Below are 22,003 nucleotides of genomic sequence, written 5' to 3' on the forward strand. Positions count from 1 at the left end.
TGGAATAACAGTAATGAATTTAAGTCACTTTCAATTTTAAAGGCAATTATCTACACTGTTTTAGCACATGGGGCAGATCGTTATTTGCCATCTATATGAAAAAACTGAGCATAATTTGGCTTTGGCTCAAGCTAAATACCGCTAATGCTGTAGCAAGGTGCCTTTATCTTTGTCAAAGGCAAGAAGAACTGCAACAGCCACCGGAATTGCAACGGTTAGCGGTTGCTTAGTTTTCAAAGCGTATAAAAAGAGAGCAGCCTTTATAGGCTGCTCTCTTTTCTTATATTGACTGTTTTACTTATCAAAAAACGAACGCTGTAACGCCAGCTCCATACCGCGAATTTCAGCTAAGCCTTTTAAACGCCCAATACAGGAATAACCGGGATTAGTCTGCTTGTTAAGATCATCAATCATTTGATGTCCATGGTCCGGCCTCATAGGAATCAACCTTGTATCACCCGCTTGTTTACGTTTGTTTTCTTGCTCAAGCAGCGCCATGACAACATTATACATATCAACATCACCTTCAAGGTGTGCCGCTTCATGAAAGCTCAACTGATTGTCTTCCCGCTGCGTAGAGCGCAGATGAGTAAAGTAAATTCGTTCGCCATACTGCTTAATCATGTTAACCAAATCATTGTCACCGCGAACGCCATATGATCCGGTACACATAGTGATACCGTTCATCTTGCTTGGTACTTTATTGGTTAACCACTCGATATCTTCAATCGTAGAGACAATTCTTGGTAAACCTAAGATAGGTCGAGGTGGATCATCTGGATGAACAGCAAGTTTAAGGCCATATTTTTCACATACAGGCATCAACTCATCTAAGAATAACGCCATATGATCGCGTAAATCGTCTTTGCTAATCCCCTTATAAGTATCAAGTCGAGCTTGAAACTCATCTAAGGTATAGCCTTCTTCTGCCCCCGGTAAACCGGCGATAATATTTGCGGTGAGTTTATCGATATCCTGCTGGGACATTGCGTCAAAATAGCTCTTCGCTTCCGCTATCTCAGTTTCTGAATAATCATTTTTTGCTGATGGACGTTTTAAAATAAACAGCTCAAATGCAGCAAACGCAACTTGGTCAAATCTAAGAGCTTTAGAGCCATCTTCTAACTCATACTCTAAATCTGTTCTTGTCCAATCAAGCACCGGCATAAAGTTATAGCAAACCGTGTCTATACCGCATTTAGCTAGGTTTTCTAACGAGGTTTTATAGTTATCAATCCACTTTTGATAATTGCCCGTTCGGGTTTTTATCTCTTCATGTACAGGAACACTCTCAACAACAGACCAGGTTAATTGCTGCTGTTGCAAAACGGCGATACGTTTTTCAATCTCAGCAACTGTCCATACTTCCCCATTCGGGATATGGTGCAGTGCAGTCACTACTCCTGTTGCACCAGCTTGACGAATATCGCTCAATGACACGGGATCATTTGGCCCGTACCAACGCCAGGTCTGTTCCATAACTTTCACCTTCTTCTTTCTTCTTCGCTCTACAATGAGAGAGCGGGGCTTATTAATTGACTAAGAAGCGACGGAATAGGAACTAAATAGAAATCCATCAAATTTAGGATCATCCACATCCGATAGCTCAAATAACGTTTGTTTTACATTTTCTAAGTGTTGCCACATCGCTTCACGTGCAGCTACAGGGTCTTTTCTGATTAGCGCTTGTAGAATCTTTTCATGGTCATTTAACCATCGTTTTCTATAATCCTGATTCGAAATGCGTTCATGTAATTGTCGCCACATTGAACTACTTTCTCTTCGAACCCACATGTCTTTAACCATGTCCGTTAACACGCTATTCTGTGTTGCTTCAGCAATGGCGAGATGGAACATCTCATCACCGTCATAGTCGGTTTCATTGCCTTCTAAATGCTCTCGTTCAACTTCCAAAGCGGCGCGTAACTTATGAATATCATTCTTAGTTACTTGCGTAGCCGCAAATTCTGCAACATGGCTTTCTAGCAACTGTCTAGCTTGAAGCATTTCAAAAGGACCAACATCATCATTAGATTCTTCCGAATCACTTTGATTAGTGCTGTTTTCTATATCGTCACTAGGCACATCGATCACGTAGACCCCTGAACCTTTGCGTACTTCAACTAGCCCTTTCAACTCAAGCATAATAAGGGCTTCACGTATCACTGAACGACTGACTTCCATTCGCTCTGCAATTTCACGTTCAGGAGGTAATCGGTCACCGATTTTGTAAACGGAGGAAGCAATTTGGTTGATTAGCTGTATGCCCACTTCTTGGTATAGACGCTTGGTGTTATTAGTGTTTTCTTTCATCATTATCTATCACTTAAATATGTCTTATACGAGTTTGCGTGGAATCATAGCAGCAATCTTAAACTGGTCAACCAAGTGGTTACCAATTTTGTACTTAATTATCAATATGCTTATTTCATCGATTGATTTGATAGATAGAGGGGAGGATATCCCCTCTACTTATGCAACTATCAATTAGTTTGCCAACGCGTCGATGCCTTTGACATACTCAGCGATATCGGCATTTTTAAGTGCTTCGTCATGCATAGGTTTTACCGCATCAACAAATGGTTGTTTCTCTACAGACACCACTTTTACACCTAAAGAACTTTTTGCTTTCTCTAACGCAGCGTTAGTCATTTCGCTCCACAATGTTTTGTGATACATCATCGAATCTTTCGCCGCTTTCTTCAGTGCTTTTTGCTCATCCGAAGATAGCTTGTCCCACACTTTAGAGCTGATAACTAATACATCTGGAATCATCGTGTGCTCATCTAAGCTATATACTTTTGCTACTTCGCCGTGGCGAGAGTTAGTCAATGCTGTCGGGTTGTTTTCTGCGCCGTCAACCACGCCTTGTTGCAGAGCGGTATATAACTCACCGTATGCAAGTGGTGTCGGTGAGCCACCCATCAACTTGATCATATTGACTGCCGCTGGACTTGGCTGAACACGAATTTTCATCCCTTTCAGATCCGCAGGCGTGTTGATGGCTTTATTTGCATAGAAACTACGAGAACCGCCATCGTAATATGTCAAACCAACAAAACCTTTATCGTATGAAGCTGATAGAATTTTCTCGCCCACATCACCTTTTAATACTCGATAGTAATGGTCACGGTCGCGGAAAATGTAAGGAATATTGAATGCGCCGTATGCAGGTTCAAATGACTCCATTTCACTTGCATTTGACTTGGCCATATCTAATGCACCATTTTGCATTAGCTCCATAGATTCACGTTGTGTTCCTAGCTGTCCATTTGGATAAATTCGAATTTTAACTTCACCATCTGTCAGCTTTTTAACTTCATCAGCCATATATTGCATCGACTTATGTACAGGGTGAGTTCTATCTTGGTTATGGCTTAACTTTAGTGTTGTTGCTGCATACGTTGGAAGCGAAGCTGTTGCGCCGATAGCACACGCCATTAAAGTCGCTACCGCTGTTTTATTGCCAAACATAAAATATTCTCCATTTCTCTCATTTTAATGAGTTGTGATTCGTGGTTCGTATTGACGAACTTTGGTCAACCAGACCTCTATTTACGTTATTGCCAAAGTAATTTCGCTGTTCTCCGACCAATTTACAAGATCAAAATGGCAATTGGTTGACCAATATCACAAAGATTACTGCTTTTTTGGTAGGACCAATTAACTGTGATCTGGCTCACTTGGCTAACCAATCAGTCGTTCTATAATCGGCGAAATTCTTTTTGTCTGTATTTAGGAAAATTGATTAGACAGGTAGAAACATTCATAACTAATAATGGATTAGAAAATGAAAAAACTTATTTCCGTAATGGACAAATCCTTGTCTATGTTCTGTGTGTCGCTGAGTAGCTTTTTGGTGATATGCGTAGTATGGCAAGTGTTTTCCCGCTATGTACTTAACGCCCCCAGCACTATGACTGATGAAGTTGCACGCTTCCTCTTCATATGGGTTGGTTTAATGGGAGCCGCCTATACCCTAGGTAAAAAGCGTCATCTAGCCATTGACTTAATCTCCCAAAAAATGGAGCACAACCCTCATAAACAAGCCGTTCTTCATATTGTTATCAACCTTGTTAGCCTCTTTTTTGCTGGCATCATCATGCTATATGGCGGGGGTTCACTGATGCTTAAAACGCTCTCTACCGGACAAGTTTCTCCAGCCTTAGGAATCGAAATGGGGCTTGTTTATGCCGCAATTCCACTTAGTGGTTTCTTTATGCTTATCTATTTAATTGAAGATCTACTCAACAATATTTCTATCATCAACAAGCCAATCAACGGCTAAACCCATAACCAAAGGAGAAGCCTGATGGAATGGCAGGTTATAATTGTATTATTTGGTAGTTTCTTTTTATTTCTTGGCTTAGGAGTTCCTATCTCTTTTGCCATTGGCGTTGCATCATTACTGACCGTATTGCTACAACTTCCGTTTGATGCTGCAATTGCCGTTATCTCACAAAAAATGGCCTCTGGCTTAGATAGCTTTGCGCTGCTAGCGATTCCGTTTTTTATCTTAGCGGGTAACATCATGAACCAAGGTGGTATTGCTATCCGCCTTATTAATTTTGCTAAAGTTCTCGGTGGCCGCCTTCCCGGCTCTCTCGCCCACGTGAATGTGCTTGCCAACATGATGTTTGGTGCAATTTCTGGCTCGGCCGTGGCTTCTGCCGCTGCGGTTGGCGGAACCATGGCACCATTGCAGAAAAAAGAGGGCTATGACCCAGCATACTCAGCCGCGGTGAACATCACCTCTTGCCCGACCGGTCTACTTATCCCACCTAGCAATACTTTTATTGTCTACTCTCTAATCTCAGGTGGGACATCAATTGGCGCTCTGTTTCTAGGTGGTTATATTCCAGGCATTTTGATGGGGTTAGGGTTGATGACTGTCGCGGGCATTATTGCCAAAAAGCGTGGCTACCCTGTAGCAGACAAACCGTCATCTGCAGAAGTCGTTAAGAAGACCCTTGATGCATTACCAAGCCTAGGGCTTATTATCGTCATTATGGGAGGCATTATTGCAGGTATCTTTACCGCCACTGAAGCGTCAGCAATTGCGGTCGTCTATACCTTAATTTTGGCGGTCGGTTTTTATCGTGAAGTGACCATCAAACAACTTCCTAGCATTATTCTAGAATCCGTTGTTACCACCTCCATTGTGTTGCTACTTATCGGTGCATCTATGGGTATGTCGTGGGCGATGGCAAATGCTGATATTCCTTATATGATCAGTGACGCATTACTAGCCGTGTCTGAAAATCCGATCATCATCTTATTGATCATCAACGTTATTTTACTCATCGTTGGTATCTTTATGGATATGACTCCGGCACTGTTAATTTTTACCCCTATTTTCTTACCAATAGCGATGGATTTAGGCATGGATCCGGTTCATTTCGGCATCATGATGACCTTTAACCTTTGTATTGGTATCTGTACACCTCCAGTAGGCAGTGCGTTGTTTATTGGCTGCTCAGTAGGGAAAGTGAAGATAGACAAAGTTGTCAAACCACTTCTGCCATTTTATGCCGTTCTGGTGTTAGCACTCATGCTAGTAACGTTTGTTCCACAACTTAGTCTTGTACTTCCACAGTTCTTTTTAGGCTACTAATTCAATTAAGCACCAAGGGCGAGAGCACTCGCCCTCTATTTACAACTAAAGGATTCCCTTTATGAAATCAGTTAAACAGTGGCAACTCATTAAACAAGAAAACAACCGCATTGATTTACAGTGCGATGATCGCCATCTGCTGCATATTTTCGTACTGGAACAGGACGTCATTCGCGTGATGTTTCAAAACAAATGTGAACTTCGCTTAGATCGCACATGGTCAGTGGCCCCCGATAAAAAAGACGTTCCATGGTCTGGTCGTGACAAATTCTCTACCGATGGTTTTTCACTGCCTGACTATACGGTGACAAATAGTGAGCAACAACTTTGCATTGAAACCGAACAGCTAAGATTAACACTCCATCAGCCGCTCTGGATGGAATGGCAATACAAATCCGGTGATCAATGGCTACCTTTAGCCAGCGATCGAAAAACCGGCGCGTATCAACTTGGTGTGAGCGACAATAGCGTTGCACACTTTATGAATCGCTGTGATAGCGACCAATATTATGGTTTAGGTGAGAAAACAGGCGATCTCAATCGCGCAGGTCGACGTTTTGAAATGCGAAACCTCGATGCCATGGGTTATGACGCCAGCTCAACAGACCCTCTGTATAAACACATTCCGTTTTATATTACCCGTATCACCTCTCAACAAGAGTCGGTAAGTTTTGGTTTGTATTACGATAACTTAGCCAGCTGTTGGTTTGACCTTGGTAACGAACTGGACAACTACCACGTAAAATATCGTAGTTATCGCGCAGAAGATGGCGATTTAGACCTCTACTTTATGCTTGGCAAAACCGTTGCTAATGTTTCTAAAAAGTTCGTGCGACTTACTGGAGGAACAGCATTTGGTCCTAAGTGGAGCTTAGGCTACAGTGGTTCAACCATGCAGTATACCGATGCAGAGAACGCGCAAGAGCTGCTAGAAGGTTTCGTTGAAAAATGCGAGGTCAATGGGATTCCTTGCGACTCATTCCAATTATCTTCAGGCTACACCTCCATAGGAAATAAACGTTACGTCTTTAACTGGAACTACCAAAAAGTACCCAATCCAAATGCAATGGCTGATGTTTTTCATAGCGCTGGTCTAAAGCTAGCGGCAAATATCAAACCTTGCTTGCTGCACGATCACCCTATGTATAACGAGGCCAAAGACAAAGGTCTGTTTATTCAGGATTCAGAATATGACCAACCTGAGATATCAGTGTTTTGGGATGCCGACGGTTCTCACCTAGATTTTACTAATCCAGACGCCATCAAATGGTGGCAAGACAACGTAAAAGAGCAGTTGCTGGACAAAGGTATTGATTCTACTTGGAATGATAACAACGAATATGAAATTTGGGACAAAGCTGCGAGATGTCATGGCTTTGGTAAATCAATTCCAATTGGATTGATCCGTCCATTACAACCTTTGCTAATGATGCGTGCCTCATACGAAGCACAAGTTGAGTATGCGCCAACTCTTCGTCCTTATCTTATTTCCCGTTCAGGTTGTCCGGGTATGAACCGCTATGTGCAGACCTGGAGTGGCGATAATAGAACAAACTGGACCAGCCTGAAGTACAACATACGCATGGGCTTGGGGATGAGTTTATCTGGTCTGTATAACCTAGGTCATGATGTTGGCGGATTTTCAGGAGACAAACCAGACCCAGAACTGTTTGCTCGTTGGGTTCAAAATGGCGTTATGCACCCTCGTTTTACCATTCATTCATGGAACGACGACGGCACAGTAAACGAACCTTGGATGTACCCAGAAATCACACCAATTATTAGTGAAGCGATGGCGACAAGGTATCGCTTGATGCCTTATCTCTACAACCTGTTATGGAAAGCGCACCGAGATGACGAGCCAATGATGCGTCCAACATTCCTCGATCATGAAACAGACGACAATACCTTTGTAGAGAACGATGACTTTATGCTCGGTGAAGAGCTACTTGTTGCTTCAGTTGTCGAGCAGGGACAGCGACAGCGTGATGTCTATCTTCCGGACAATGGCAAAGGTTGGTACGACTTTTATAGTAAGCAATGGTTTAGTGCCAATCAAACTATCACCCTTGATGCGCCGTTGGAGCGTTTGCCGTTGTTGGTAAAAGCAGGAACGGTGTTGCCGACCAGTGAGCGAGTGGCACACACCAGTCGCAGCAAAGATACGCGACGAAACTTAGAAGTGTTCCCTATAAAGGGTTATGGAAAAGCGAAAGTGACGGTATTTGATGATGATGGTGAAACCCATGCTTATCTAAATGGCGATTATTTAATGTTGAACATAGAGATGGATTGCAATAACAACGAGATTTCATTGACCGTTACCACAGAAGGCCAGTTCGAACCTGCCTATAACGATTACACCATCTCGCTTCCAGAGCAAGAAAACCGAACCTTATTGATAAACGGCGACATCTACCGAAATGGTGACATTTTGTCACTCTCTACACTGAAATAATAACGGGTAATAAAGATGACAAACACTATTTCAAATACTGAGCTGAATACCAGCATTGCGACACCAACCTATCCACGCTCTCGTCTACATTCGAAGATAGTCCACCTTGGCTTTGGTGCATTTCACCGAGCTCATCAGGGACTATTTACCGATGAAATTGCTCGTACATCTGACAGTGATTGGGGCTATTGCGAAGTCAACCTATTTGGTGGTGAAACGCTAATCGAGCAGCTAAGAGCTCAAGATCACCTATATACTGTGGCAGAAAAAGGGGCAGAAAAGACAGAGTTGAAAGTAATTGGTTCTGTGCGCGAATCATTGCATCCGGCCTTAGATGGCAAGCAAGCGATCCTAGAAAAAATGGCTGAACCTCAAGTCGCTATTGTCTCAATGACCATCACTGAAAAAGGGTACTGCTCAGATGCCAGTACAGGCTTGCTAGACAAAACCAATCCACTGATCATTCATGATCTTGCTAATCCAACTGAACCAGACTCTGCGATAGGCTACATCGTTCAAGCACTTCGTATACGTCGCGAACGAGGCTTAACTCCCTTTACAGTGATGTCTTGCGACAATGTGCAAGAAAATGGTCATGTGGCTCGTGCCGCGGTCATGGGTTATGTTCAACAACTCGATAATGAGCTTGCAAGTTGGATTGAAACGAATGTTACCTTCCCCTGTACGATGGTTGATCGCATCGTACCTGCAGCAACACCTGAGACATTAAACGAGATTGAACAACAGTTAGGCGTTGCCGACCCATGTGGCATTGCTTGCGAACCTTTTCGCCAGTGGGTAATTGAGGATAAATTTGTCGCAGGACGACCAGAATGGAATTTGGCAGGTGCTGAATTTGTTGAAGACGTTATTCCTTTTGAAGAGATGAAGCTACGTATGCTCAACGGCAGCCACTCATTCTTGGCTTATTTAGGTTATTTAGGCGGGTATGATCATATCTCTGACACCATGACTAACCCTGCCTATAAAGCAGCAGCATTCCATCTAATGCTGAATGAACAGGCCACAACATTGACCATGCCTGAAGGAACAAATTTAAAAGCCTATGCAGAACTTCTTATTGATCGTTTTAGCAACCCTAGCTTGAAACATCAAACATGGCAGATCGCCATGGATGGTAGTCAAAAACTACCTCCTCGCATGCTGGGCTCTGCTCAATGGCATTGCACTCAGGGAAGTGACTTTTCTCACCTTGCTCTGGGGATTGCTGGCTGGATGCGCTATGTGTCTGCGGTTAATGAAACAGGCCAAGCTATCGATGTTAGAGACCCTCTAGCCAAGTCACTAAAAGCCATATGCGACCAGCATGGTCATACTGTCAGCGTGGTTAAAGCTTTACTATCCATTGAAACGATTTTCTCAGCAGAATTAGCAAACAACAGCACATTTGTTACCGCGGTAGAAAATGCCTATAGCACTTTAATAAATAAAGGTGCTAAACAAGCCGTTGAGTCACTATAAGGAGAGCAGCATGAAAGAGTTTATGTGTGACGACTTTTTGCTAAGCACAGAAACAGCAAAGCATCTTTATCACCAATACGCTAAGAATCAGCCGATATTTGATTATCACTGCCATTTAAACCCTCAAGAAATTGCCGAAAATCGTCAATTTGAAAATCTGGGTCAAATTTGGTTAGAAGGCGATCACTATAAATGGCGTGGTATGCGATCTGCGGGCATTAAAGAGCAACTCATTACAGGTGCTAGCTCAGACTATGATAAATATTTAGCATGGGCGAAAACTGTCCCTCAATGTCTTGGCAATCCTCTTTATCACTGGACTCATTTGGAGCTTCGTCGTCCGTTTGGGATCGCTGATCAATTGTTTTCACCATCAACAGCAGAAATGATTTGGCATCAATGCAACGAAAAACTGGCAACCCCTGATTTTCGTGCTCGTGGCATTATGCAGCAGATGAACGTGCGCATGGCAGGGACAACGGATGACCCTATCGATTCATTAGAATATCATGCGGCTATCGCAAATGATGACAGTTTTGATATCGATGTCTTACCGAGTTGGCGCCCAGATAAAGCCTTTAAAATTGAACTGGATGGCTTTACTGACTATATGCAGGCTCTCGGAAAAGCAGCGGATATCAACATTGTTCGTTTTAGTGACCTGTTGCAGGCGTTGTCTAACCGATTGGATCATTTTGATGCTCATGGTTGTCGTGCCGCAGATCATGGTATTGAGATTGTTCGATTCGCAGCAGTTCCGTCAGAAAACCAACTCGATAATCTATTAACCAAACGGTTAAACGGCCAGCATCTAGATGAAACGGAAATAGCACAATTTAGCAGCGCTGTTCAGGTGTGGTTAGGGCAGCAATATCATCGTCTTGGCTGGGTCATGCAGTTGCACATTGGCGCGCAGCGAAATAACAATACCAGAATGTTCAAATTACTCGGCGCTGATGCAGGTTTTGATTCCATCGCAGACAGAGCCTTTGCACTACCGTTATCTTCACTGCTTGATGAGATGGATAAAAGCGACCAATTGCCGAAAACCATTCTTTATTGTCTAAACCCTAGAGACAACGAAATGATGGCGACCATGATTGGTAACTTTCAAGGTGGTGGCGTAGCAGGAAAAATTCAATTTGGTTCAGGTTGGTGGTTTAACGATCAAAAAGATGGCATGCAACGGCACATGCAGCAACTAGCGCAACTAGGCTTACTTAGCCAGTTCGTAGGTATGTTAACCGACTCTCGCAGCTTCCTTTCCTATACACGTCACGAGTATTTCCGAAGAATACTGTGCGAGATGGTGGGTCAATGGGTAGAAAATGGCGAAGCACCAGATGACATGTCATTACTTGGTCCTATGGTAGAGAACATTAGTTTTGGTAATGCTCAGCGTTACTTCCAAAAGTAGGCACAGTGATATGAAAAAAATCGCGATTATTGGCGAATGTATGATTGAGCTCAACGGCAAACCTTTTGCTGAGATGTGGCAAACGTTTGGAGGTGACACGCTTAACTCAGCCATTTACCTCGCTCGCAGTGCGAGTCAACATATAGAGGTAAACTACGTTACTGCCATGGGGACAGACCCTTTAAGTAAAGGGATTATTCAACGCTGGCATGATGAAAATATCAATACTCAATGGGTACTAAGCGACCCTACTCGCCAGCCGGGACTCTATCTTATTCAATTAGATGATTCAGGAGAGAGAACCTTCTTATACTGGCGAGATCAGTCAGCTGCCCGCTATATGATGCAACAGCCTAACTTTGAAGCACTCATAGCTCAGCTTCACAATGTCGACATGGTGTATTTAAGTGGTATCAGTTTAGCCATTCTACCTAAAGCAGATCGTCAACGACTGCTAGATATACTCGAAACCTTAAGCATGCAAGGGGTTGAGATAGCGTTTGATAGTAACTATCGACCCGCCTTGTGGCCTAATGACGACATGCAAACAGTACAACGTTGCTACCAAAGAGTCCTCTCATTTTGCTCTCTCGCCCTAGTTACTTTTGATGATGAACAGGTTGTATGGAAGGACAGTTCAACTCATGAATGTCTATCTAGGCTTGCAAAAGCGGGAGTTAAGCAGGCGGTAATCAAACTAGGAAAAGAGGGTTGTCTTTATCAGAATTTTTCCACCATGGATAGTGCGCTCTTGGTGGAAACAACACCAGTGGTCAATGTCGTCGATACCACTTCAGCCGGTGACTCTTTTAATGCTGGCTTTTTAAGTGGTTACTTACTTGACCTTCCAGCAGAGCGAAGTTGTCAACGCGGTAATCTATTAGCAGGTGCCGTTATTCAACACCAAGGGGCTATCGTTGCTCAGCACGCGACAACCCCAGTTACTAGTACATTCAATACATTAGACTGATCCTTCAGTCATCACTTATTTTAGAGGAAGCAACATGAACAGAACCACAGAAAAGCTGAAGGAACTGAAAGTCATTCCCGTGATTGCGATTGACCGTGCAGAAGATATTATTCCTTTAGGAAAGGCACTAGCAGAAAATGGCTTACCTGCTGCAGAAATTACCTTTCGTTCAGATGCGGCAGTAGCAGCAATCCGGTTACTTAGCGAAAGCCAACCAGACATGCTGATTGGTGCAGGGACCGTACTCAACCGTGAGCAAGCACTTGCCGCTAAAGAAGCGGGAGCCACATTCGTCGTCTCCCCCGGTTTTAACCCAAATACTGTGAAAGCGTGCCAAGAAATAGGTATTGAGATTATCCCCGGCATCAATAACCCATCTGGCGTAGAGGCAGCACTAGAAATGGGATTAACTACTGTTAAATTTTTTCCTGCTGAAGCTTCAGGTGGCATCGCCATGGTGAAGTCTCTTCTTGCCCCATACACCGATATTCAAATCATGCCAACCGGTGGTATAAACGCCAACAATATTAACGACTATTTGGCCATTCCTCGAGTCATTGCTTGTGGCGGTACTTGGATGGTTGATAAAAAGTTAATCAATGAAGGTAACTGGGACGAAATTGGTCGACTAACACGTGAAGCTGCGAATTTGGTAGCATAATTTTCAACGATTAACACGGTTAAATAGGTGATAACGAATCCTTATATACTCAAGTGACCGACAAGGTGCTTGTTCGGCGAGAATTTATTGGCTTCTGATCAAGGCGCTGATTTGAAGGCATAGTCATTCTACGGCAAGAATCAGTAACACAGAGCAGGAGCCAATAAAACTCGCCCTTTGGCAGCACATCAACACGCCCATTTCTTCAATTATCTTTCTTGAACTGAACTTGTTGATGTTGCTCTGAATCCTGCATTTTGAAGTTACTTGAGTATATTATCGCCTATATGTTCATTTAGCTTTACCTACTCAGGCTCTGTAACCGACGCCGTCATTTAGTGTTAACACAAAGCCTCTTCTTTATTTCCTTTTACCCACAAGCCTAAACAACCGACCAAAAGCAAAACCGTCAGGATTAGCGCAACGCTTTGTGCCCCAGATGCCGAGAATATGCCACTCAAAAATCCATTTACTATGGCTGCCACGATATTGGACAAAAACAGCCATGAGTACACTTTTGTTAACGCCGATTCTCCCCAGTATTGACGAACACGAGTTGCGTATAACACCAGCACGCCACCGTAATTAAAACCCGCAAATGCTGCCAATAAACTTGGTGAGTAATCAAATGAGAATAACCAAAGCAGTCCAAATACTGACATAGCTTGCAGAAACAAGTTTGCTTTTAAGCAGAGTTCAACACTAAGGCTATCACTAATTGCCCCCCATACCACTCGGCCTACGGCATTGCATAAAGCAAATATGGCTACCAGTGACATAATTGACAGATAACCATCTCCAGCGATTAATACTATTTTGCTGTTAACAAAAAAGCCGGCCGTTAACCCCACTGTCATTGCGACAAATAGGCCAATGAATACTGGATCTTTCAACAAATCAATCAAGGTGACATTTTGCTCTTTTACCGACTCGTTATACGCTGTCATTGGCCGATACATTAAACAAGCAGGGATAAAGCCAATACATAAATACAAAACACCAATCATAGTTAATGCGGTAAACGCAGAAAACTGAGCATCATAAATTAGGTAATTTGAAAACTCACCGACCAAGGCCGCACCCGCTGCAAATCCTCCTACAGCAAGCCCAGTTATCAGTCCACCTCGCTCTGGAAACCAAGCAATTCCAACCAAAATTGGTACTAGATAAGTTAAACCAACGCCTATTCCACCAATAACGCCAACGCCTAAAATGGTAAATAGAAAATGAATATCGCCAAATGTTGCTAATGACCAACCAAACGCAAACAACACAATGCCAATTTGAGCACTTAGCCGAGTGCCTATTCGAGCAATGATCCGATGAGAAAACAGTAAAGTTAATGGAAAAACAATGTAGAACACATTGAAAGGCATGGTGGAAAGTACCGGATCTACATGGTAATTATGAATGAACTCGGCATCATAGATTGACCAAGAATACGTCCCACCAAGACACGCTTGAAGTAGCACAACAGCGGTAAGAATGGCATATCGATTGTGTATCATTACATCTTCCTAAATGCCTGATCATTCAGGCTAAGGTTAACTGAAAAAATCACCAGCAAATGCTGACTAGGCATCTGCTGGTGAAGGGATGTTGTTATATCTGTACTAAACGAAAAGTGATGTACTAATAGGGGAATACAATCAAGAACATTCAAGTAAATAACAACTTACTAACGCTTTTTGGTTGGTATCTTCACCACCAATAAGTATTAATCCTGTTTCGCTCTCCACTGTTGAGCCATAAGCTGTACCAATAGACATGTGTGCAATCGCTTTCCATCGATTGTTATCAAAACACCATATTACGTCGCTGTAATGCTTAGTTAACCCTTTATGGCTGTACCATTGACCCTGCTTAGCGTTAAATTGACTGCCGATAAAATAAGCACCACCAAGTGCGACAAGCTTATTATCTAGCACACCTGCATAGCAGCCTGCCAACCCTTCATGTTCAGCTGTATCAGATTGAATAGAAGGCAACAGTGCTGATGAAATCTCATTTTCAGCATTAAATGTGAACTGTTTTATTTCTGTACTTCGTAGGCCCGGCTTGATCTCTCCGTCAATTAACGTCACGGTATTATCACGCCAGATGAGTCCAGCACCACAGTTAGCTTGATAGGGATTTGTTTGCAATGTTGACCATTCATTATTTATAACATCATACTGAATGATCTCTTGGTTCCAGCCATAATCTAGCGGTTTTTTCGACATAAACTCAGACAACAATAACTGCCGTTCAGCCTGATCATGCTCTTCATCTAGCAGAGACATTTTTGCGCAAAAATGATCAAACGTCGCTTTATTGTAGCCACCGAAAAAGACAAATTTCCCTGTAGAAACTTGGCAACCACTTGCTCCAAGTAAACCAACGGGAATTTCTGTCTCTATCTGACGCCAACTTCTGTCAGCAAAGTCAAAGAAATACACATCCGTTAGCACTTGCGCACTATTTGTATTTTCAGGGGTTCCTGCCCCTGAAAATACCCATATTCCTTTGCTGTCTGTAATGGTTACTGCATCATTTCTTGTTGTTCCCGGAAAATCAGCTGATCTTTGCCAACCAGCACTAAGGTTATCTAAATCAAGCAAAAAGAAACGCTTCCCTGCGCTACCCAAACCAGCATAGAGAGTAGTACCGTCTCTAGCTGCAACGCCATTTTTTACCCCCTCAGGTAAATCTGGCAAAGATGAAAATATTACAGACATCATCACTCCGAAAATTAGTCTTGAATGGTCACTTTTTTACCGTCCCAACTTAGTAAATAGGCACTTTTCGTTGCTTTACGAGCACCATTTTCACCACCAACAATTAGAACGCCATCTTTCGTTGTAAAAGATGCTCCATAAGCAAGGCCTTCTGGCAAATCATTAACTTGATTCCACAGCCCATCTTTTAGTACATACATTTCTGGATTAAACGCTTTACCAAATCCGTTGTGAGCAAACATATTGCCACTTTCAAATGCACCTTTAGCACCATGGAAGTTAGCCCCACCAGCCACAATTACAGCGCCATTACTCATACCAGCAAATGCGCCTGCAACACCTTCTTGTGCTGACTGAGTTTTCGGTGCAGGTAATGAATGTAAGCTTGTCCACGGCTGAGAAGCACCATATTGATACTGCTTCACTTCAGCCGTTCTTAAACCGGGCTTAATCTCTCCACTGATAATGGTGGTTGTTTTGCCATCATTAACTAGAGCAGAGCCACAATTAGGAATATATGGAGACAAACCAAGATCCGTCCATTGACCCGTTTCTGGCTTAAAGCGTAATACTGAGCGGTTCCATTTGTAATCTAAAGGCTTCATACCCATGTAATCATCAACAATTTTCTGCCACTTTTTAGGCTGTTTGGCTTTATCTGTGGCATTAATGTCTGATAAATAGGTATCAAAATAACCTTTGTTGTAACCACCAAAGAAAACAATACTGTGGTTATCTGGAGAGTAAGATGCAGCACCAAGCAAACCAACTGGAGTCGTTGTATTAACTTGTGCCCATGAGTTAGATGTTGAGTTATATCGATAAACAGTATCAAACAGAATTGGTGATGCATCCGTTGGTTTTACCTTACCTGAACCACCAAATATATAAATATCATCACCAACTACCGATGCAGTCGCACCACTACGAGCAGGACCAGAGAAGGTCGCTTGCTTTTGCCAACCCTTATCTCGTTGCTCTAGGTCGAGCATATAAAACGACTTGCCAGCAGAACCAAGACCTACGTACAGTTTGTCTCCAATCTGGGCGCTTACACCACTTTTAAGACCTACCGGTAAGTCTGGCCATTGATTAGCGGCCATACTTGATGCACTGACGAGTAAAGAAGCACAAACCAAAGATGTTTTAAAAGTGTTTTTTGTTCTATTTTTCATTACCTTAATATCCTTATTTACTTATGCTCAAATGACTTGAGCATATTTATTATGTTGCGACTGCTTTTGGATCATGGACATTATCGTTCAATAAAAAAATATTTCTTTGATCAAGATAACAATAAAAATTATTTTTATCTTTTTAGCTAAAAAAACTCACCTTTGGCAGTGAGTTTTTTTGTAGACAATAACTGATTGTTATGTAGGTGGTTAATAAATAAAAGAAATTAGTTCATTAGAGGCATAACAACCTCTGCCGTTTCAACCACAGACTCAGAATAGTTAGGATACATCTCCAATAACGAGTTAATCAGCACATCAACCAACAACAATGCGCCTACCTTAGATGAGAATGCACCACCAGTTAAAGGGCCCTCAGGACGAGCTGCAACTAACATTTCGGTAGAGAGTGCGGACAAAGGACTGTGACTTATATTCGTTAATGTCACCACTGGAATATTACGCTTATAAGCCTGGCTTGCCGCATGAATGACCTCTTTAGTAGAACCTGAACTGGATACCGATATCCACAAGTCCCCTTCAACACATCGTGCAGCATTCATTGCCGCTAAATGCGTGTCTTCATGCATGGTTACTTTTTTACCGACTCTCAAGAGCCTAAACGCCAAGTAACGACCAACAATACTCGAAGCACCCACCCCGACGCAGCTAATAAATTGAGCCTGATGAATAAGTTCACAAATACGCTTCATTGACTTTCTGTCTATCAACTTTGCCGTATCTTGCAAACTTGCGATTGCCCCTTGAGCAGAAATATCACAAATATCACCTTCTACTGGAGGCGCGGTTTGACTCGCAACCTGGCTAATATCAACCGCCAGTGCCATACGAAAATCTGAGTAACCTTTGTAGCCCATGTCACGACATAAGCGAACCACGGTAGCCTCGCTGGTTTCAGTGTTACGGGCCAGCTCAGTAATGGTTTGAAACTGCACATCATGGGCATTTTCTAAAATATAGTTAGCTACCAATCTGAGTTTTTTACTTAAAGGTTCGATGTTAGAACGCAATCGAACCAGTAGATTTTTAGGCGAATTCACAATAGCCTCATATTTAATATCATTATATTTACTTGGATAAAATAACAGAGTACACAGTACAATGACACTAACTATACTCTATTTTATCCAACACCTTAGTCATTCGTCTTTTATTCTCGTCGTTGAGGGGCATAAATGGCTTTCTACACTCGCCATAATCAACACCTAGTTCTCTCATGGCAAAGTGAATGCCTTGGTATATACCGACTTGAACTAATACTTGAATGACCTCATTGACACCATGTTGAACTTGTATCGCTTTCTCAACATCACCTTCCATCATCGCGTTATAAATGTTTACAAATTGAGCCGACATTAAATTATACGTACTACCAATACCGCCGCTTGCACCCATCTGCAACCCATTGACCAACATAGCATCTTCACCATGAAAGATAATGCTATCAGGTTGTTTTACTCGCAAACGCTCAATGAAGAACATATCGGTGGTGGTATGTTTAATACCTACAACGTTATTCAACGCTGCTAACTCAAATAGCTCTTGATGTGAAAAACTGACTCCGGTTGTAGCTGGAATATTGTATAAAAGAAGCGGTAACGGAGAAATCGCTGCAATATTTTTATAATGTTGTATAACTTCTTGCTGGGTAAACGAGTAATAAAATGGTGGAGTAGCCGATATGGCCTGATAGCTCTCTTCCGCGACACACTCTATCAATTTCTTTACTTCGAAAAACGAAATTGCCCCTACATGAGCAATTAAAGGAACTCGCTGTTTAACTATTCTTGAAACTATCTTAAGCACTTGCTGCCGCTCTTCAATAGTCATCATGAAACATTCAGATGAACTACCACCGATGTAAAAGCCATGCACCCCCTGCTTCAAATGATGCTCTATCATGGCTTCAATTTTATCTATAGCCAGCTCCCCATTAGGGTAAAATGGCGTCATTAATGGCAGATATATACCTTGCATTTAGGCTCCGAAACGATTTCAACTCAAGGTTGACATTATGCTTCAATGAAAAATATTTTCTTTGATCTATATTGCAATAAAAATAATTATCTTCACTACAAAATGTAAGCCTAATAACAATGCATTTTATAAGTAATTGAATGTATTGATGTTTTTATTATACAGTTCTTCTATATGAATGACTTAACATCTTTGCTTCAATTGACTCAATTAAATTAAAACAATATGCTTTAATTAATTTCTTAACATCTTATGTAGAGCGTAATTCGTGCTTCGACCACAATCCACCACTACTCTAATTCAAACAGACAATATTCTTCTGGTACTTGAGCACATTCGAAACAACCCTAAAATCACCAAAGCCCAGCTATCAAGCGCTTTAGATATTACCTTTCAAGGAATGACAAATATTGTTAATCGCTTAGAAAAGAGTCAATTAATCACTAAAGTCAAATGCGAGTATGCGGGAAGAGGAAAACCACCCATTGGTTTTGAAATAGAGCCCAATAGTGTATATGCATTAGGGTTTCATTTGGATCACGAGAAACTCACCGTGGTGCTGACCAATTTAGAAGCTGAAATCATAGATGAACAAATCGCGACCTGCCATTATGCGAGTCCCGATGTGGTTATGCCAATGTTGGAACACTACACCAGTACGTTACTAGCCAAACACATGATTCCAACTGAACGTTTTCTTGGTGTCAGCATCGCGATGTCTGGCCCATTCAATGTTCCAGATCTTACTTCGAAGGGGCCAACTACACACCCCGGCTGGCAAAGTATCGATCTTAAAAGCGAGTTAACAAAGCGCATTAAGCAACCGGTTTTTATTAATAATGAAACTTCCGTTGCTGCTATGTATCAACTGTTATTCGATCGCACCCACTATCCTGATAACTTCCTCTACATATATTGTGGATTAGGCTTAGGTGGAGGTTTAATACTTAATGGACAGCCCTATTTAGGAACCAGAGGGAATGCAGGAGAAATCGGACATATTCCTGTTTGTGAGCAATTTGAACAGTCATGCAGTTGTGGTAATAAAGGCTGCCTGGAGCAAGTATTCTCTCTCCACGCTTTCTACTCACAACTTAAACAAAAAGACATTATTTGTAACACTACCGAAATGTTAGAGCAGTTGATGAATGATGACAATGAAGCACTAAAAGAGATACTCATTGACGCCTGCTCCTATTTAAGAAAAGCCATACAGTTTTTTGAAAATACACTTGATCTAAATACCGTATTTTTTGCTGGTATATTACCAAGTAATGTATTGACCTTTATAAGCACTCAACTTCAACAACTCAACCCTTCCATAAGAAATGGTACAGCCATTAACAGTCGTTTGAGATTCCAAGCGATTTCTCCCACCGCAATTGCTCATGCCGCAGCTGTTTACCCGTTATTTGTAGTTGATAACCGTAAATTTAACGATATCCTTAAGTTATAAATTCAACGGTATATTTTTGAATAATACTGAAGGTATCAATTCATAAAACCCCAAAAATCACCGCCTTAATCATTTGGCGGTGATTTTATTCTTTATAACTAATTAACTGAAATGACATACCGAGAGAGTGGAATCCATATATCAAGTTGTGGTTACTTAATAAAATAACCACGTTTAATGGTTAATTAATTCCGTTAGCATTTGATAGCTTGGTGCACCATCCGTTGCTGATAAAGCAAACAGGTTAAAGTGTGCAGATGCGCAGCCAAGTTGCATGCAGTATTGCAAGGACTGGTTCTCATGCAAGCCATATAAAACACCAGCACAAAATGCATCACCAGCCCCTAAAGTACTCACGATATCTTGTTTCTCTACTCTGTATGCAGAGACAGAGATCACCTCTTTACCCAACTGAGCGCCTGTTGCACCTTCTGGATAGTGAATGACTACTGTGTCATTCACTCCCATCTCAAACAATTGCATCACCATCTGTTGATAGTCATCTTTGTTTTCATTAGGCGTTATCCCAGTGAGTGCATAAGCTTCTTCATCATTAATTATCAAGTAATCAACATACTTTAGTGCTGGTTTCACCCACTGTTCAAAACGTTCTACATCTGAATCTGAAACGAGATCCAAGGATGTCTTAAATCCAGAATCTTGCAATGATTTAAGTGCCCTCGCACCTTGTGAACCATATTCACTGTCATTTTTATCTAACTGAGGCAGAACCAATAAATAGGCAAGGTGTGCTATTTTCGCGCTGCTGTTAATCGACAATATAAAATCAGCATCAAGCTCGTTGTTGGCTCCACTGTTGTGGAAAAACGTTCGATTACCGTTCTGCTTATTGATAAAAACATCCGTGTATGACGTACTACTACACGGCTTCATTGTAATGTTTGAACTGTCTATCGTTCTGTCATTACACTGTTTTAAGATGTAACTACCTTCTCGATCTTGACCCACTATTCCTGCAACAAAGAGCGGCAACGTACTGTCAATTTCAACAAGATCAAACAGAATATTTAAACAGCCTCCCCCACAACTAATACTTTGACTCTCTATATGTGTCAACATGCACTCTCTGGGATAGCCTGTAATTGACTTCATTTTATCGATAAGCAAGTTTCCAACAGCCAGCACACCATGACGTTGGGGAAAGGTCTTACTCATATAGTGCCTTTTTGTTTACGCTGCTAAATATGTTCATTTGCCCTGTAACCGTATCAGCAATTTCAGCCTGAACTTCTTTCATCATCAATAGATAATGGTCGTACTGCGTAATAAATTCTGGGTTATCAATGTTATCGCGTATGGATGCAATTGATGCCTGAGACATACCAGTATAAAAATTGATTTTAGCAATACCAAACTCAATAGCGCGTTTAAAATCACGTTCAGACAATCCTGAGCCACCATGCAACACCAATGGAACTGAAGACAAGTGATTCAGCGCTTCTAGTCGTGCGAAGTCTAGCTTAGGGATACCTTTATATTTACCATGAGCATTACCAATGGCAACGGCTAGTGCATCAATGCCAGTTCTACCAATATAGTCTTGAACTAAATCTACCGGAGTATATAAAGACTCATCAGCTTCACCATTAAGAGCACCGCCTTCGTCTCCACCAACTGCGCCAAGCTCTCCCTCTACAGAAGCACCATACTCTTTACACATTTCAACCACAGTACGCGTGTTTTTAACGTTCTCTTCATATTCGAGGTGTGAACCATCATACATAATTGAGGTGAAACCCGCTTTTAGAGCTTTCTCAACAGTTTCGAAAGTCAAACCGTGATCCAAATTAAGCGCAACCGGAATCGCTGCTTGGTTCGCTTTATGTTTTACATAAGTAGCAATATCCACAAGATCGATTCTTCGTGTATGAACTTCAGCAACATTCAGAATAATGGGCGATTCATTCTGCTCTGCGGCAGTAAAAATTCCATCTATAAAATGGGAATCGATAGCATTAAATGCACCAACAGCAAACCTGTGTTGACGTGCAACGCCGAGCATCTCTTTGAGAGTTATTAAAGACATATTTTTTC

18 protein-coding genes are annotated in these 22,003 nt (G+C 41.9%); 8 read left to right on the forward strand and 10 right to left on the reverse strand.

Annotated elements, in window-relative coordinates; translation table 11 throughout:
* Positions 1 to 294: 294 nt before the first annotated feature.
* From uxuA to F0227_RS05690, 3 genes are all read right to left on the reverse strand, one after another.
* Positions 295 to 1,479 (reverse strand): mannonate dehydratase, encoded by a 1,185-nt coding sequence (uxuA, locus tag F0227_RS05680; RefSeq protein ID WP_171752219.1) that lies wholly within the window; start codon positions 1,477 to 1,479, stop codon positions 295 to 297.
* Positions 1,480 to 1,539: 60 nt separating this feature from the next.
* Positions 1,540 to 2,316, reverse strand: a complete 777-nt coding sequence (locus tag F0227_RS05685; RefSeq protein ID WP_171752220.1) for an FCD domain-containing protein — start codon at positions 2,314 to 2,316, stop codon at positions 1,540 to 1,542.
* Between the two features lie 171 nt (positions 2,317 to 2,487).
* The gene (locus F0227_RS05690) at positions 2,488 to 3,474 is read right to left on the reverse strand and encodes a TRAP transporter substrate-binding protein (RefSeq protein WP_171752221.1); all 987 of its coding nucleotides are present in this window, start codon (positions 3,472 to 3,474) and stop codon (positions 2,488 to 2,490) included.
* Between the two features lie 316 nt (positions 3,475 to 3,790).
* On the opposite strand from F0227_RS05690, the gene F0227_RS05695 reads away from it, so the two are divergent.
* From F0227_RS05695 to F0227_RS05725, 7 genes are all read left to right on the forward strand, one after another.
* Positions 3,791 to 4,288 carry a TRAP transporter small permease gene (locus F0227_RS05695; protein ID WP_171752222.1) on the forward strand — a complete coding sequence of 166 codons (498 nt, stop codon included), beginning with the start codon at positions 3,791 to 3,793 and terminating at the stop codon, positions 4,286 to 4,288.
* Positions 4,289 to 4,312: 24 nt separating this feature from the next.
* Positions 4,313 to 5,614 (forward strand): TRAP transporter large permease, encoded by a 1,302-nt coding sequence (locus F0227_RS05700; protein WP_171752223.1) that lies wholly within the window; start codon positions 4,313 to 4,315, stop codon positions 5,612 to 5,614.
* A gap of 61 nt (positions 5,615 to 5,675) precedes the next feature.
* On the forward strand, positions 5,676 to 8,072 hold the full coding sequence (locus tag F0227_RS05705) for a glycoside hydrolase family 31 protein (protein WP_171752224.1): 2,397 nt from the start codon (positions 5,676 to 5,678) through the stop codon (positions 8,070 to 8,072).
* A 15-nt stretch (positions 8,073 to 8,087) separates the two neighbouring features.
* Positions 8,088 to 9,554 carry a fructuronate reductase gene (locus F0227_RS05710; RefSeq protein ID WP_171752225.1) on the forward strand — a complete coding sequence of 489 codons (1,467 nt, stop codon included), beginning with the start codon at positions 8,088 to 8,090 and terminating at the stop codon, positions 9,552 to 9,554.
* 10 nt (positions 9,555 to 9,564) lie between these two features.
* On the forward strand, positions 9,565 to 10,971 hold the full coding sequence (gene uxaC / locus F0227_RS05715) for a glucuronate isomerase (RefSeq protein WP_171752226.1): 1,407 nt from the start codon (positions 9,565 to 9,567) through the stop codon (positions 10,969 to 10,971).
* Between the two features lie 10 nt (positions 10,972 to 10,981).
* Entirely contained in the window at positions 10,982 to 11,941 is a 960-nt protein-coding gene (locus tag F0227_RS05720; RefSeq protein ID WP_171752227.1) for a sugar kinase, read from the forward strand.
* Between the two features lie 34 nt (positions 11,942 to 11,975).
* Positions 11,976 to 12,602, forward strand: coding sequence for a bifunctional 4-hydroxy-2-oxoglutarate aldolase/2-dehydro-3-deoxy-phosphogluconate aldolase (locus F0227_RS05725; protein ID WP_171752228.1), 627 nt, complete (start codon positions 11,976 to 11,978; stop codon positions 12,600 to 12,602).
* Between the two features lie 341 nt (positions 12,603 to 12,943).
* Here the strand turns inward: F0227_RS05725 and F0227_RS05730 are convergent, their stop codons facing one another.
* From F0227_RS05730 to F0227_RS05750, 5 genes are all read right to left on the reverse strand, one after another.
* Positions 12,944 to 14,110: an MFS transporter gene (locus tag F0227_RS05730; protein WP_171752229.1), complete on the reverse strand. Its 1,167-nt coding sequence runs from the start codon at positions 14,108 to 14,110 to the stop codon at positions 12,944 to 12,946.
* 141 nt (positions 14,111 to 14,251) lie between these two features.
* A complete protein-coding gene (locus F0227_RS05735) occupies positions 14,252 to 15,319 on the reverse strand; it encodes a YjhT family mutarotase (protein ID WP_171752230.1) in 1,068 nt (355 codons plus the stop codon).
* 14 nt (positions 15,320 to 15,333) lie between these two features.
* Positions 15,334 to 16,494 (reverse strand): N-acetylneuraminate epimerase, encoded by a 1,161-nt coding sequence (locus tag F0227_RS05740; RefSeq protein ID WP_171752231.1) that lies wholly within the window; start codon positions 16,492 to 16,494, stop codon positions 15,334 to 15,336.
* A 227-nt stretch (positions 16,495 to 16,721) separates the two neighbouring features.
* The gene (locus tag F0227_RS05745; protein WP_171752232.1) at positions 16,722 to 17,555 is read right to left on the reverse strand and encodes an SIS domain-containing protein; all 834 of its coding nucleotides are present in this window, start codon (positions 17,553 to 17,555) and stop codon (positions 16,722 to 16,724) included.
* A 67-nt stretch (positions 17,556 to 17,622) separates the two neighbouring features.
* On the reverse strand, positions 17,623 to 18,492 hold the full coding sequence (locus tag F0227_RS05750) for an N-acetylneuraminate lyase (RefSeq protein WP_171752233.1): 870 nt from the start codon (positions 18,490 to 18,492) through the stop codon (positions 17,623 to 17,625).
* A 268-nt stretch (positions 18,493 to 18,760) separates the two neighbouring features.
* Between F0227_RS05750 and F0227_RS05755 the strand changes: the two genes are divergently transcribed.
* The gene (locus tag F0227_RS05755) at positions 18,761 to 19,948 is read left to right on the forward strand and encodes an ROK family transcriptional regulator (RefSeq protein ID WP_171752234.1); all 1,188 of its coding nucleotides are present in this window, start codon (positions 18,761 to 18,763) and stop codon (positions 19,946 to 19,948) included.
* 174 nt (positions 19,949 to 20,122) lie between these two features.
* Here the strand turns inward: F0227_RS05755 and F0227_RS05760 are convergent, their stop codons facing one another.
* Both F0227_RS05760 and F0227_RS05765 read right to left on the reverse strand, forming a co-directional pair.
* Positions 20,123 to 21,124 (reverse strand): carbohydrate kinase family protein, encoded by a 1,002-nt coding sequence (locus tag F0227_RS05760; RefSeq protein ID WP_171752235.1) that lies wholly within the window; start codon positions 21,122 to 21,124, stop codon positions 20,123 to 20,125.
* Positions 21,117 to 21,995, reverse strand: coding sequence for a ketose 1,6-bisphosphate aldolase (locus tag F0227_RS05765; protein ID WP_171752236.1), 879 nt, complete (start codon positions 21,993 to 21,995; stop codon positions 21,117 to 21,119). The genes F0227_RS05760 and F0227_RS05765 overlap by 8 nt, the downstream gene beginning before the upstream one ends.
* Between the last annotated feature and the right edge of the window lie 8 nt (positions 21,996 to 22,003).

The sequence above is a fragment of the Vibrio sp. 99-8-1 genome (assembly GCF_013114595.1).
Lineage (GTDB): Bacteria > Pseudomonadota > Gammaproteobacteria > Enterobacterales > Vibrionaceae > Vibrio.